Here is a 14,510-nt window from a genome sequence, read left to right on the forward strand (position 1 = left end):
GGCATGGAGGAAGCGCGCGAGGTGAGGACCACCTGCCCCTATTGCGGGGTGGGCTGCGGCGTGCTGGCCAAGGTCGCCGCGGACGGTACGACGACCGTCCGCGGCGATCCCGAGCACCCGGCCAATTTCGGCCGGCTCTGCTCCAAGGGTTCCGCCCTCGCCGAGACACTCGGCCTCGAAGGCCGTCTGCTTCAGCCGGAGATCGGCGGCAGGCAGGCCGGTTGGGACGAAGCGCTCGATCTCGTGGCCGAAAAATTCTCGCGGGCGATCGCCGAGCACGGGCCGGATTCGGTCGCCTTCTACGTGTCCGGCCAATTGCTCACCGAGGACTATTACGTCGCCAACAAGCTGATGAAGGGTTTTGTCGGCTCGGCCAATATCGACACCAATTCGCGGCTTTGCATGGCCTCATCCGTGGCCGGCCACCGCCGTGCTTTCGGCGAGGACATCGTTCCCGGTGTCTATGAGGATTTGGAGTGCGCCGATCTCATCGTGCTCACCGGCTCCAACACCGCCTGGTGTCATCCGGTGCTCTACCAGCGCATGCTCGCAACGCGCCGGGAGCGTGGGACGAAAATCGTCGTCATCGATCCTCGCCGCACCGCGACCGCCGACGAGTGCGACCTGCATCTGGCGCTCGATCCGGGCACGGACGTGCTGTTGTTCAACGGATTGCTCGCGTATCTCGTCCAGAGCGGGAAGAGCGATACCGATTTCATCCGCGACAACACGTCGGGCTTCGACGCCGCGGCCGCGCTGGCCAGCGCCGATGCGCCGTCGATCGCACGTATTGCGAAGGGCTGCGGATTGGCGGCCGCCGATGTCCAGGCCTTCTACGATCTCTTCGCCGACACTGACCGGACCGTCACCGTCTACAGCCAGGGTGTGAACCAGTCGGCGCATGGAACCGACAAGGTCAACGCCATCATCAATTGCCATCTCGCCACCGGCCGCATCGGCAAGCCCGGCATGGGACCGTTCTCGGTCACCGGGCAGCCGAACGCCATGGGCGGCCGCGAGGTGGGTGGCCTGGCCAATCAGCTCGCCGCGCATATGGACTTCGCGGATGAAGCCAACATCGATCGTGTCTCCCGCTTCTGGAAGGCGCCCGACATCGCCCGCCGCGTCGGCCTGAAGGCGGTGGACATGTTCCAGGCGGTCGCCGACGGCCGCATCAAGGCGCTGTGGGTCATGGGCACCAATCCGGCGGTCTCCATGCCGGATGCTTCACGCGTGCGTGCCGCGCTCGCTAAATGCGATTTCGTCGTCGTTTCGGATGTCACCCGCACCGACACCACGCGCTGCGCCGACGTTCTGCTGCCGGCCGCTGGTTGGGGCGAGAAGGACGGCACGGTCACCAATTCGGAACGGCGTATCTCGCGCCAGCGGCCGTTCCTGCCGCCGCCGGGCGAGGCGAGAGCCGACTGGCGCATCGTCTGCGATGTCGCCGCCCGCATGGGCTTTGGCGAGGCCTTCGCCTTCCGGGCGCCGGCCGAGATTTTCCGCGAGCATGCGGCGCTCTCCGCCTTCGAGAACGGGGGCGAGCGCCTATTCGATCTCGGCGGCTTTGCTGATCTTACCGATGAAGACTATTCAACCTTCGCGCCGCGTCTTTGGCCCACGTCGGATCGAGGCGAGCACCAGACGAGATTGTTTGGCGACGGTCGTTTTCCGACGCCCGACGGCCGCGCGCGCTTCGTGGCGGTGCGGCAGGAGGCAACGGCCTTCAGCGTCGATGCCGACTATCCACTTGCCCTGAACACCGGCCGGCTGCGCGATCAGTGGCACACCATGACGCGCACCGGGAATGTGCCGCGTTTGATGGCTAACGTGCCGGAGCCGGCGGTCGATCTTCATCCGGCCGATGCGGCCGCGCGACACCTAAAGGATGGCGACCTCGCCCAGCTTTCAACCCGCTTCGGCTTCGTTCGGGCGAGAGTACGCGTGGCCGACTCGCAGCGGCGTGGCCATGCTTTCCTGCCCATGCACTGGAGCGGACAGTTCGCGGCCAGGGCCGCGGCCGGTCTGCTGTCCTCGCCGGTCACCGATCCGCATTCCGGCCAACCGGAGCTCAAGCATGTTCCAGTCAGGATCGTGCGGGAAGAGACCGGCTGGGCCGGCGTGCTCATCACACGCCGTGATCTGCGGCCGACAGGTTTCGTCCACTGGAGCCGGCATGCGGTCGATGGCGGCTGGGTCTATGAACTGACTGGAACCGAGCCGCCGGACCAGGGGATCCTCCTGGCGCGCAAGCTGCTGGGCGTCAAACGGCGGGACCAGTTGCTCGAATACACCGATCGCCGCGGGCTCGCCTATCGCGCGGCGGCCATCGACGATGGCGGCGCCATGGCCGAGGCCTTGCTGGTCGCCGCTCCAGACCAACTGCCGGCGCGCGACTGGCTGGTGTCCCTGCTCGCCACGCGCCAGAAGCTGTCGACGGCCGACCGCCACGCGCTTCTATCCGGCCGCTCGCCCGTGCCCATGCCGCCTATTGGGCGGGTCGTGTGCGCATGCTTCCATGTCGGCGCCAACCAAATCGCGTCGGCGGTTGCTTCGGGATGCGACAGCCTTGAGGCCATCGGCGAGACGTTGCGCGCGGGCACCAATTGCGGCTCCTGCCGCTCCGAGATACGTGCGATCATCGGCGCCCGCCAGGTGCAGGCGGCGGAGTGAGCCGTGCGCCGGCTAAACCATTTCACCGTTTTACCGAAACGGTGAAATGGTTTATCTTCTTATTTTTACGCAACTCCGGACGGAAAACCGCTCACACTTTTCCTGGATTTGCTCTAGCGGTCCTCGACGATGCGCAGATAGGCCGCCGTCACGAATAGCACGATGAAGCCGAACAGGATGCGGCGGCCGCCTTCGGGCATCTGCAGGATGGTGAGCAGCGTCGTCAGCACGGTCAGGATCAGCGCGCCGATGATGGTGCCGGTATAGCCGCCGCGGCCGCCGAAGATCGAGGTGCCGCCGATGACGGCCGCGGCCACCGAAGGCAGCACCAGCGGTTCGGCGAGCGACAGCGAAGGCGCCTTGATCAGGCCGATATAGAGCAGGCCGGTGATGCCGGCGAGCAGGCTGGAGAGGATGTAGAGCGCGGTGATCACCTGCCAGTAGCGGACGCCGGACAGGCGCGCGGCGCGCTCATTGTCGCCGACGGCATAGAGCAGGCGGCCGAAGCCGGTACGGTTCAGCATGAAGACGATCAGCACGGCCACCGGCACGAACAGGAGAAGCGCATTGGGAAAACCGTAGGTGAGGCCGGTGCCCAGCCAGTTGAGGAAATCCGGGATTTTCGCGCCCGACGCGATCACGGTGCGCTGGTAGACCTGCAGGAAGCCGGTGCCGATCAGGCTGGTGCCGAGCGTCATGATCAGCGGATGCACCCGGAACACGCCGACGCCGATGCCGTTGACGAGGCCGATCAGCACGGCGGGCAGCATGGCCAGCAGGAAAGCCACAGCCGGATCCTGGTTGACGATCTGGGTGGCCATGATGAAGGCGCTCATCGTCGCCACCGTGCCGACGGAAAGGTCGATGCCGCCGGTCAGCATGGTCATGCTCTGGCAGCCGGCGAGGATCGCCAGCGGAATGGCGAACTTCGCCGTGTTGGCGAGCCAGCGCTCGTTGACGATGCCGGGGCGCAGGATCTGCAGGATCACCACGAGGATGATCAAGAGGATGATCAAAGGGATCAGCGGCCGGTCCGCCATGAAGCGCTTCAGGCGGCGGCCGAACGAGACGGGCCGGGGCATGGTCGCGATGTCGGTCATGGCGTTGCTCCTGCCGGACGGCTTCGCATGGTGATGAAGGCGCCGAACATCACGACCGCGACCATGATCAAACCTTCGATGATGGCGGTGACGTTCGGATCGATGGCCAGAAGCGTCAGGTCGGTGCGCACCAGCCGCAGCACGAAGACGGCGATGATCGGCCCGAGCAGGCCGCCCTTGCCGCCGCCGAGCGCGACGCCGCCCAGCACCACCGCGGCGACGCTGGCGAGCAGATAAGGCCCGGGTATCGGCGCGCCGATGCCGGTGCTGATGGTGAGCGACAGGCCGCCGAGCGCCGCAAACAGACCGGAGAGCGCATAGGCGATGATCCTGGTGCTGGCCACCGGCACGCCGCTGCGGAAGGCGGCAAGCTCGTTGCTGCCGATGGCGTAGATGGATAGGCCGAGGCGTGAGCGCCTGAGCGGAATCCACACGATGCAGAGGCAGACGACGAGCAGCACCAGCGCCTTCGGCACCCAGGCGTCGGCCCAATCCGGCAGGCCGGGGACCGGCACCGTGCCGATGACGCTGGCCTTCAGCCATTCGGCGGCCGCGCCTCCCGGAGCGCCGAGCACGAGGAGCGCCGCGCCCTGCAGCACGAACAGCATGGCAAGCGTGACGACGATGTCGGGCACGCGGGTCACGACGATGAGGATACCGTTCAGCGCGCCGAGCACCAGCCCCATGGCCAGCACGAAGGGCACGACGAAGAGCGCATATTCCTCGCTGGCGCCGTTCATCATCGAGGCTGCGGTCACGCTCGTCAGCGCCATCATAGCGGCGACCGAAAGGTCAATGCCGCCGGCGATGACGACGACGGTCTGAGCGGCGACGGCGAAGGCGTAAGGCAGAACCGCCCGCGCCAGCGAGCCGAAGTCGCCGCTGCCATAGCCGGGCTGGATCAGCTTGGTGACGACGAAGAGGAAGATCAGCAGGGCAAAGAGGCCGGCGACCCAGCCCTGGTTGCGGAGGAAGCGGCTCATGGCGCGACCTCCGCATCGGAAGCGGGTTTGACCTCGGCAAGGATGCCGACATCGGCCCTAGCGCCGCGCGGCAGGCCGTAAGCTGCGCGCATCAATGCCGCTTCATCGGCCTCTTCCACCGGGAAGGTGTCGACGACACGGCCGCCGAAGATGACGATGACACGGTCGCAGACGCGCTGCACCTCCTCCATCTCGGAGGTGTAGAACAATACCGACTTGCCTTGGCCAGCGAGCTCGCGCAGCAGCTTGTAGATTTCCTGCTTGGTGCCGACATCGATGCCGCGGGTCGGGTCGAAGCAGAGGATGGTGCGGGCGTTGGCAGCGATCCAGCGGGCGATGGTCACCTTCTGCTGGTTGCCGCCGGAAAGGCGCTGCACCTCGCCCTGGGCGCGGGTGTCGATCTGCAGCCTGCCGATGGCGCCGGAAACCACAAACTCCTCGCGCCGCATGCGGATCGGCCCCCATTTGCGCAGCCCGGCGCTGAAGGGCAGCGCGATGTTCTCGCGCACCGAACGCTGCAAGGCCAAGGCCTCGGTGCGGTCGCCGGGCACATAGGCGATGCCGGCCTGGATGGCGTCGCTCGGATGCGAGAATTTCACCGGCGCGCCGTCGACGTCGATCGTGCCGCCGGTCGGGCGGATCGAGCCGGCAAGCGCTGCGAAGAGCTCGTCCTGGCCCTGGCCCTCGAGCGCGAAGACGCCGACGACCTCGCCATTGGCGAGATCGAAGGAGACGTCGTTGAGCTTGGTGCCGAGCTGCAGGTTGCGGACGGACAGGCGCGGACGGCCGCCGGCCGCAACCGCCACATCATTCGCCGCTCGCGCGGCGACGCGCGTCTTCTCGATGCGGGTGCCGAGCATCATCTCGACTATTCCTTCCTCGACGCCCGGCTCGATGTCGACGACGCCGACGGTGGAGCCGTCGCGCAGCACGGTGGCGCGGTCGCAGAGCGCGGAGATCTCGACGAAACGGTGCGAGATGAAGATGACCGAGCGGCCGGCGTCACCCTGGCGGCGCACGACTTCCAGCACTTTCTCGGCGAGGTTCGCCGGCAGCGCCGCGGTCATCTCGTCGAGCAGCAGCACGTCGGGCTCGACGGCCAGAGCGCGCGCCAGGTCGAGCACGCGCAGGATGGCCAGAGGGATATGGCGGGCCGTCTCGCGGATGTCGAGGTCGGGAATGCCGAGCTCGCGCACCCATGCGCGGAAGGGCTCGACCGGCGTGCCGGTGAGCCTGAGATTGGAGAGGACGTCGAGATCCGGAATCAGCGACGGTTCCTGATAGACCGGCAGCAGCCCGGCGCGGCGGGCGGCCGCGGGGGAGCGGACATCGAGCTGCTGGCCGCGGATCAGGATGCGCCCTGCATCCGCCTTTATCGCCCCGGTCAGGATCTTCACCAGCGTCGACTTGCCGGCGCCGTTGGCGCCCATCAGCGCGTGGACCTCACCCGGCAGCACGGACAGCGAAGCGTTGCGTAGCGCGGCAACCGCGCCGTAATTCTTAGCCACGCCGGTGGCGTCGAGGAGAGGGCTGGTGGTCAAAGCGTTCTCGATCTGGAGCGTTTCACCGTTTCAAGGAAACGGCGAACCGCTCTATCCTTTTGTTTTTACGCAATTCCGGACGGAAAACCGCTCACACTTTTCCTGGAATTGCTCGAAGGCTCAAACTATGCGTGCCAGATCAAATGGCAAGGACGCCAGACCTTGGTCCGGCGCCCTGCGCTTGCGTTCGGATCAGGCCCTTACTCGCCCGGGCCCTTGCAGGCCACGATCTGGTCCTTGGTGTAGGTCGTCCAGTCCGGGATGGAGATCGAGACCGGCCATTCGGGGCTGAGCGAGGGGTCGACGACGCTCTTCAGCTTGGCCTTGCCTTCCTCGGTGGCGTTCTCCCAGAGCTGCGGCTCGACCAGGACGGTCTGCTGCGCCGGCTTCTTGCCGTCGAGGATCTGCAGCGCGAGCGTCACGCCCGCGCCGCCGATCGAGCCGGGATTGGTGACGGCCGCGCCGACCAGGTCCTTGACCGAGCTCAACTGGCCGACGAAGCCGGCATTGTCGGCGCCCACGACCGGCACCATCGGCGCCTGCTGCTCGACCAGCGCGTCGACGATTACGTTGTCGATGCCGGAGGTCCAGATGCCGTTGATCGGCGTGCCGGTGGCGAGGAAGGACAGGATCTGCTGCTTGGCCTGGTCCTGCTGCCAGCCGGTGAAGACTTCCTGCGCGACCTTCACATCGGGGAATTCGGCGAGCGCCTTCTTGAAACCTTTGTCGCGGTCAGAGTCGGCCGAAGCGCCGGCGGCGCCGCGCATATAGAACACCTCGCCCTTGCCGCCCATCTGCTGGAACAGCCACTTGGCGCCGAGATAGGCATACTGTTCCTGGTTGTTGGAGATGATGTAGGCGGACGGTTCGGTCACCGCCTGGTCGACAGCGACGACGACGATGCCGGCCTTGGTGGCTTCCTCGAGGCCTGCCTTGATGCCGGCCGGATCGGCCGGGTTGACGACAATGGCGTCGACCTTGGCGCTGATCAGGTTGCGGATGTCCTCGAGCTGGCCGGCGGCGTCGGTGTTGCGGTGAGCGATGTTGAGCTTCGCCACTTCACCGGAAGCGAGCGCCTGCGCCTTCATCGCGCAGATCATCTCCTCGCGCCAGCCATTGCCCTGCACTGTGTTGGAAATGCCGATCGTGTATTTGCCGGCGGCGGCCGAGGCGCCTACCGAGGCGAGCAAGGCGGCGCCGGCAAGTAGCGAGGCCACGGTCAGATGTCTTTTCATGTCAGTACTCCTCCACATTGATCTTTTCAGTTCAGTCGATTGTTCAGCTCAGTTCCAGGGCGCCGACATGGTCGGCGCCAAGCTTTTCGTCATTTGACGAAGGGGTGCAGCACGTCGCGGGCAAGCAGGAAGCCGCGCTTGACCTTTTCATCCGTCCCCTCGAAGCGCCGGTCCTCATGCTCGATGATGACCGGGCCGTCATATCCGGCCCGGTAGAGGCCCGAAAAAATCCTGCTCCAGTCGATGTCCCCAAGCCCCGGCATGCGCGGCACCTGCCAGCCTATGCCAGCCGAGAGGATTCCGCGCTCGTACAAACCATCATGATCAATCATCAGGTCCTTGGCATGCACGTGCAGCATGTTCTTGCCGAACTCGCGGATGAAGCGCTCCTTGTCGATCATCTGCCAGACGAGATGCGAGGGGTCGAAATTCATGCCGACTTCGCCGCCCCAGGCTTCGAGGATGCGGCGCCAGACGTAAGGCGAGTAGGCGATGTTGTGCCCGCCCGGCCATTCGTCATAGCTGAAGATCATCGGGCAATTCTCGAAAGCGAGTTTCACACCGTGTTCGCGGGCGTGGGCGATGATCGCCGGCCAGACCTTTTGCGCGTCCTCCCAATTGGCGTCGACAGTCTTCGAGGCGTCGCCGCCGCAGAAGGTGTTGACCAGCGAGACCCCCATGCGGCTCGCCAGCACGATCACCTTCTTCAGGTGACCGATCACCGCCTCGCGATGCGCCCGGTCGGGATGGAGCGGGTTGGGATAGAAGCCGAGGCCCGAGATGGCCAGGCCCTTGCCGGCAAGCCCGGCGGCAATATCCTTGGCTTCAGCGGCCGAGATGTCCACATCGATATGGCTGGTGCCGGCATAGCGGCGGCTGGCCCCGGAAGTCTTCGGCCAGCAGGCGATTTCCAGCGCCTCGAAACCGGCCGAACGCGCCCAATCGGCGACGTCGCCGAGAGCAGTATCCGGAAATGGTGCCGTGAGCAGTCCAAGTTTCATGATGCCTCCCAATACCAAACTATGCAGATCGAGCCGGCTGGTTCAATGGCGCCTCTGTTGGCCCAGAGCAGACTTGTCTGACGAAGCCCATCGGATCGTTCGAGAGCAGGCCGTCGAGGCCGGCGACGACATGCGCGCGGAAAGTCGCGTTGGCGGCCAAGGACGGGTCGAAGATAGCGTCGATTGCCAAGATCGCGTCGGCGAGCAGTTTGCTGTCCGAACCAACGCGGTCGGCGATCGCCGCGATCCTGCCGGCGAAGGGGTCGGACACCTGCCAGGCGCGGCCGAAGCGCGCCGATGCCTTGATCAGATAGGCCATCCAGCCTGCCACGGGAACCGAAAGAAGCTCGATGCTCCCACCCTTCACCAGGCGGTCGCGGATCGGGTTGAGCAGGCGCTGCACGATCTTCTGCGAGCCGTCGGTGGCGATCTGGTGATTGCGGTGGCGAATCGCCGAGTTGGTGAGGCGCGACAGGCTCTGCTCGACATAGGCCGCCGGCGCAATGCCGGGGACCGGCATCAGCGTCGGCAGTGTTTCCTCGGTCAGCATGCGGCGGACGAAGCCTGCCAGAAGCGGGTTGGCTATCGCCTCGAACGTATGTTCGAAACCGCCCAAAACCCCGAGATAGCTGAGCGTCGTCTGGGCGCCGTTCAGCACCCGCATCTTGAGATGCTCGAACGGCGTGACATCGTCGACGAAGGCCGCGCCGACAAGGTCCCAGCGCGGCACGCGTCCGGCGAAGCGGTTCTCGATCACCCATTGGCGGAAACGCTCGCCGACCACGAGGGCGCTGTCATGGTAGCCATAGCGCTGCTCGACCGTATCGATATCGGCCGCGGTCGTCGCCGGCGCGATGCGGTCGACCATGGCCGAAGGGAAGGCGACATTGGCTTCGATCCAGTCCGCCAGCTTGCCGCCGCGCCGCTCTGCGAACGCACGCACGACATTGCCAAGAATGGTGCCGTTGGTGGGGATGTTGTCGCAGGACAGCAGCGTCACCGGGCGGCCATGCGTGGCTATGCGCAGTTCCAGCGCCTGTGCCAGGATGCCGGGCACGCTGCGTGGCGTTTCCGGATTGGCGAGATCGTGGACAATATCGGGATGGTCAAGGTCGAGCGCGCCGCTCGACGGGATGTGGCAATAGCCTTTCTCGGTCACCGTCATGGTGACCATCTCGATCTCGGGCGAGGCGAGCACCTCCAGCGCCGGCGCGGCACTCTCCTGGCTGTCGACGACGCGCACGATGCTGCCGATGATACGCGCCTCGACTTCGTCGTTCTGGCGGAGGAGCCGCGTGTAAAGGCCGCCTTGCCGGCCGAGCGTATCGGCAAGCAAGGGAGGGCGGACGTTGATGCCGATCAGTCCCCAGCGGTCGAAATCCTTCGCCAGCAGGTCGTCGGTGTATTCGGCCTGATGGCAGCGGTGGAAGGCGCCGACGCCGATATGGGCGATGCCGGGCCTCAACGCCCTGCGATCGTAAGCCGGCTTGCGGCCTTCGGATGGCAAGCGGCCGAGCAGGGCAGGGCTGAGGCTTTCGGGCGATGACGCGCTCACCGGTTGGCTCCGATCACCCATTGCTCTTGATCGACCAGCGTGCCGGTCATCGGACCGGCGGCGTCGGAGAGCAGGAAGACGGCAAGATTGGCTATGTCGGTCACGGAGAACAGCCGGCCGAAGGGCTGCGTCGCATTGGCGGCGTCGAGCCAGCCCGAACCCTGGCCGAGCGTGTCGGCCTGCATGATCCGTTCGGCCGGAGTGTCGGTCCAGCCGACATTGATGCCGTTGACGCGGATGCTGTCGAAGCGGTGGGCGTTGGCGGCGTTCTTGGTCAGCGTCGCCAGAGCGCCCTTGGTGGCGGAATAGACGGCAAGCTCCGGCGTGCCGCAATGCGCGTTGATCGACAGGATGTTGACGATAGCGCCGCCCTGTCCGCGCTTCTTCATGTCGGCGATCGCCGCCTGCATGAGGAAGAAGGGCGCGCGGGCGTTGACCGCAAACAGCGACGCCCAATCGTCGAACGTGGCGTCGGTGAAGGACGCGCGATCGGTGAGGCCGGCGGCGTTGACGAGACCGTCGATGCGGCCGAAGCGTTCAATGCAGGCCCCGGCCAACCGCGCCGGGGCTTCGGGATCGCCGAGATCGGCCGCAGCGAAGACGGCAGCAGCGCCCATGGCCGTGAGCTCGGCGGCGACAGCATCGCCGCGCTTCTGGTCCCGGCCGGTGATCAGCAGGCCGGCGGCGCCGGAGCGCGCAAGCGTCTCGGCGGTCGCGCGGCCGATGCCTTGCGTCGCGCCGGTGACCAGCACCACCTTGCCGTCGAGACGAACCTCCATTCCTCCTCCCGGAACAAAGTTTCCATTTTTTCAAATATGGAACGATAATTCCCGTTAGTCAATCGTGCTAGAGCGGTTCACCGTTCCATGGAACCGGTGAACCGCTCTATCTCCTTGTCTTTCGCAATTCCGGACGGAAAACCGCTGACACTTTTCTTGGAATGTTAATCTGTCCGGCGCGCGACGACGCCATGGACCAAGGCCATGCCGACCGCGAGCGAGGCGGCTAGCGAACGGAAGCCGCCAAAATCCTGCTCAACCACTTCCAGCCAGGTGTCGGAGAGTTTTGCCAGCGGCGAAAATGTGCTGTCGGTGATGGCGAGGATGCGCGCCTTGCGCTCATGCGCGACGGCGACGAGGTCGGGCGTGATCGAATTGTAAGGACTGAACGAGACGGCGAGCACCGCGTCGCGCGGCGTGATGCAGCCGACCTGGTCCAGCGCGGTCGAGCCGACATTGTCGACCAGCACATTGCGCACGCCCTGCTGCGAAAGCGTCAGCGACAGATAGGTGGTGACGGGAAAGGCGCGCTTGCTGCCGATGACGTAGATCAGCTCGGCCGCCGCCAGATGACCGACCATCGTCTCGAAAGCGGCGATATCGAAATTGTTGCCGATGCGGCCGAGCGAGGCCTGGCAGGCGCCGACCATGCCATTGAGGAAATGCAGGTCGGCATTCGGCTCCCCGGCCTTGTCCGGGCTGCCTTGCGCATCCGGCCAGGAGCCCTTCATGCGGTCTTTGAACAGGAGCTGGAAATCGGAAAAGCCGGAATAGCCGAAGATCTGGGCGAAGCGCACCAGGGTCGAGGGCTGCACGCCGGCCTGGTCAGCCACCTGCGCGATCGTGCCGAGCGCAACCTCGCTCGGATGTTGCCAGAGGAAGATCGCCACCTGGCGAAGCCGTTTCGGGAAATGCACGGTGCCTGACGAAAGCACTGCGCGCAGCTCTTCATAGGTTTGCGGCTTGGTGTAGCCAAGTGCTGCCAGTGATCGGCTCCTCTTCCTCGCTGCCGTCTCCAGGCTATGCGAGGACGGCTCGTCGGCCGCCTTGCCGCGGCCGCTCATAGGATATGCCTCATCGTGACCCCAACCATCGGATGCATTATCCGATCCCTGCCCACCGGATGCGGTCCGTCACCTGGACCGAGGGTAAAAAGCTAACGCGGCACAATCGTTTTACAAAACAAAAAATAGAAATATCATTCGAAAACAGCCGTCGCCGGTCACAACATCCGCACCGACCGGCATATCGAAACTTGGGGAGGATAATCGCAATCATGGTCTATGCAACCGCCGATGGTACGTCGCGTCAACGCCTGCGGGTCGGCATGGTCGGAGGCGGCCGCAACGCCTTCATCGGCGCCGTGCATCGCCTCGCCATGCGGCTCGACGACCAGATCGCGCTGGTCGCCGGCGCATTGTCCTCGGATCCGGAGAATGCCGCGGCCTCCGCCGCCGAGATCGGCATCGCGCCGGAGCGCAGCTATGCCGATTACCATGCCATGGCGAAAGCCGAAGCGGCACGGCCGGACGGCATCGAGGCGGTGGTCATCGTCACGCCCAACCATCTGCACGCACCAATCGCGACGGCCTTCCTCGAGGCTGGCATCGACGTCATCTGCGACAAGCCGCTGTCGACGACGCTTGGCGAGGCCGAAGCCCTGGTGGCGCTGACCAAAGCGAAGCAGCGCCGCTTCGTCGTCACGCTCAATAACACCGGCTACGCCATGGTGCGCCAGGCGCGCGAAATGGTGGCGGCGGGCGAGCTCGGCCGCATCGTGTCGGTGCACGGCGCCTATATCCAGGACTGGCTGACCAAGCCGATCGACGCCGAGGGCCAGAAGCAGGCCGAATGGCGCACCGATCCAGCGCGCGCCGGCCAGTCGGCCGTGCTTGCCGATATCGGCGTGCATGCCTTCAACCTGGCAAGCTTCGTCTCCGGTTTCGAGGCGGAGGCGGTTTCGGCCGACCTCTTCACCGCCGTGCCCGGACGGCGGCTCGACGACAACGCGCATGTGCTGATGCGCTGGGCGGGCGGGGCGCGCGGCACGATCCTCGCCAGCCAGACTTCGCCCGGCCATTACAACGACCTCTCGGTGCGCATCTATGGCGACAAGGCCGGGCTCGAATGGTCTGGATCGCGGCCGGAGGAACTGCGCTTCTCGCCCTATGGCGAGGAGACGCGCACGCTGGTGCGCGGCGGCCATGGCGCGACGGCGGAAGCGAGGCGCGTGTCGCGCATGCCGGCAGCGCACCCGGAAGGCTACATCGAGGCCTTCGCCAATTTCTACCGTGACGCCGCCGACATCATCCGCGCGCATCGATCGGGTGGCGCGGTCGATGCCGCGGGGGCAGCGCAGGTGCCCGACGTGGTCGACGGCGCGCGTGGCGTGAAGTTCGTGGCGGCGGCGGTGGAGTCGAACGCGGCTGGAGGAGCTTGGACGCAGGCGAGGCTTGGTTGAGGGGCAATCGCACTCTTGACGGCTTGCCAAACTCAGCCTCCGATGGCCGCAAACGCAGTTTGATAAAGCCGCCTCGGTGAACCATGAAGCGCGCGCAGATCGAAGAGCAGAACCGTTACCTCCTGCGGCGCCAGCGCGAATTCCGCCAGGCCGCCGATGTCGTCACGCAGTCCTGGATGGCGTTCCCCGAGATCAAGGCGATCGCTGTCATCGGCTCGGTGGCGAAACCGCTCTGGAAGGAGATTCCGAGGTTCAGCGACTTCCGCCGCGCGGGTATCGATGTTTGGCATGAATGCAGCGACCTCGACCTGGCTGTCTGGGTCGACTCGCAACACCGGCTTGGCGAGTTGCGCCGTAAGGGCGCCGCGGCGCTGCGGCAGGCGTTCGAGGCCGGGCTTGGCATCAGTGTCGCCGACCATCAACTCGACGTTTTCCTGTTCGAGCCCGGCAGCGACCACTACCTTGGCCGGCTTTGCTCCTTCAACCGCTGTCCGAAGGGAAATCGGGATTGTCTGGTTCCCGGCTGCGGGGCGATGCCCTTCAACAAGCGCATCGCGGATTTCCGGCCCTACGCCGATTTGTTGGAGCCGGTCACATATTCTACCCTCTACCAGCGCGATCGCGGTTTACTGCGTTCAGCGCTTGAATTGCCGAACGTCGATGAGGCTGGCTAAGCGACTCCCGCAAACTAGCCCTTGATCGCGACGTGCGTCCGGCGCGCCTCCCGTGAGCCGGTCAAGGTCGGGGCCGCCTGGGCGTGGAATGCTTGGGCGGCTCGTCATTCTCATCGGGATTGGGGATCGGCGCCTCATCGGGAAGCCGATCCGGATCCGGCTCGCGCATCGGCTTGGGTTCCGGGATGGGCGGAGGCGTGGGCACCGGCGTTGGAGACGGGTCCGGATTGGGGAGAATGGCCATCGCTTTTTCCTTCCGCTCGGCGCCTTGGCAGGCTCTACGCGATCCCGACAAGCGGGATGTCCTGCCCGACCTGAAAATGATGGAGGCGATCGCCGTATTCAGACGGTTTCGTCAGGAGCGATCGGCGGCGCAAGCTGGCAGAACGGCCGCGCCAGCGGATCGTTCCCACACGATCGCGCCGCGAGAACGATCAAATGATTCCGCGGGTCCGTTTCGGCCCTTGCCGGCGTTGGGCGGCGCCTTAGTTCCCAGTGTGGGCGGGTG

The 14,510-nt window shown here is 65.6% G+C and carries 12 protein-coding genes; 3 read left to right on the plus strand and 9 right to left on the minus strand.

Annotated features, from left to right (window positions below):
* Positions 1-3: 3 nt before the first annotated feature.
* Positions 4-2,673, plus strand: a complete 2,670-nt coding sequence (locus EJ072_RS21860) for a nitrate reductase (RefSeq protein ID WP_126081245.1) — start codon at positions 4-6, stop codon at positions 2,671-2,673.
* Positions 2,674-2,786: 113 nt separating this feature from the next.
* Here the strand turns inward: EJ072_RS21860 and EJ072_RS21865 are convergent, their stop codons facing one another.
* From EJ072_RS21865 to EJ072_RS21900, 8 genes are all read right to left on the minus strand, one after another.
* Positions 2,787-3,773, minus strand: coding sequence for an ABC transporter permease (locus EJ072_RS21865; RefSeq protein ID WP_126081246.1), 987 nt, complete (start codon positions 3,771-3,773; stop codon positions 2,787-2,789).
* Positions 3,770-4,756: an ABC transporter permease gene (locus EJ072_RS21870; RefSeq protein WP_126081247.1), complete on the minus strand. Its 987-nt coding sequence runs from the start codon at positions 4,754-4,756 to the stop codon at positions 3,770-3,772. Before EJ072_RS21870 ends, EJ072_RS21865 begins: the two co-directional genes overlap by 4 nt.
* On the minus strand, positions 4,753-6,297 hold the full coding sequence (locus EJ072_RS21875) for a sugar ABC transporter ATP-binding protein (protein ID WP_126081248.1): 1,545 nt from the start codon (positions 6,295-6,297) through the stop codon (positions 4,753-4,755). Before EJ072_RS21875 ends, EJ072_RS21870 begins: the two co-directional genes overlap by 4 nt.
* Positions 6,298-6,497: 200 nt before the next feature.
* Positions 6,498-7,532, minus strand: a complete 1,035-nt coding sequence (locus EJ072_RS21880) for an ABC transporter substrate-binding protein (protein WP_126081249.1) — start codon at positions 7,530-7,532, stop codon at positions 6,498-6,500.
* Between the two features lie 89 nt (positions 7,533-7,621).
* Positions 7,622-8,533: a sugar phosphate isomerase/epimerase gene (locus EJ072_RS21885; protein ID WP_126081250.1), complete on the minus strand. Its 912-nt coding sequence runs from the start codon at positions 8,531-8,533 to the stop codon at positions 7,622-7,624.
* A gap of 19 nt (positions 8,534-8,552) precedes the next feature.
* The gene (locus tag EJ072_RS21890) at positions 8,553-10,088 is read right to left on the minus strand and encodes a mannitol dehydrogenase family protein (RefSeq protein WP_245466937.1); all 1,536 of its coding nucleotides are present in this window, start codon (positions 10,086-10,088) and stop codon (positions 8,553-8,555) included.
* Entirely contained in the window at positions 10,085-10,867 is a 783-nt protein-coding gene (locus tag EJ072_RS21895; protein WP_126081252.1) for an SDR family oxidoreductase, read from the minus strand. The genes EJ072_RS21890 and EJ072_RS21895 overlap by 4 nt, the downstream gene beginning before the upstream one ends.
* 164 nt (positions 10,868-11,031) lie before the next feature.
* Positions 11,032-11,931 (minus strand): MurR/RpiR family transcriptional regulator, encoded by a 900-nt coding sequence (locus EJ072_RS21900; RefSeq protein ID WP_126081253.1) that lies wholly within the window; start codon positions 11,929-11,931, stop codon positions 11,032-11,034.
* A gap of 212 nt (positions 11,932-12,143) precedes the next feature.
* Here EJ072_RS21900 and EJ072_RS21905 point away from each other — a divergent pair, with 212 nt between their 5' ends.
* Positions 12,144-13,328, plus strand: a complete 1,185-nt coding sequence (locus EJ072_RS21905) for a Gfo/Idh/MocA family oxidoreductase (RefSeq protein WP_126081254.1) — start codon at positions 12,144-12,146, stop codon at positions 13,326-13,328.
* An 83-nt stretch (positions 13,329-13,411) separates the two neighbouring features.
* Positions 13,412-14,002 carry a hypothetical protein gene (locus EJ072_RS21910; RefSeq protein ID WP_126081255.1) on the plus strand — a complete coding sequence of 197 codons (591 nt, stop codon included), beginning with the start codon at positions 13,412-13,414 and terminating at the stop codon, positions 14,000-14,002.
* A gap of 61 nt (positions 14,003-14,063) precedes the next feature.
* On the opposite strand, the gene EJ072_RS36960 is transcribed toward EJ072_RS21910, so the two are convergent.
* A complete protein-coding gene (locus tag EJ072_RS36960; protein WP_126081256.1) occupies positions 14,064-14,246 on the minus strand; it encodes a hypothetical protein in 183 nt (60 codons plus the stop codon).
* Positions 14,247-14,510 lie beyond the last annotated feature (264 nt).

This window comes from Mesorhizobium sp. M2A.F.Ca.ET.046.03.2.1, assembly GCF_003952425.1.
Taxonomy (GTDB): domain Bacteria; phylum Pseudomonadota; class Alphaproteobacteria; order Rhizobiales; family Rhizobiaceae; genus Mesorhizobium.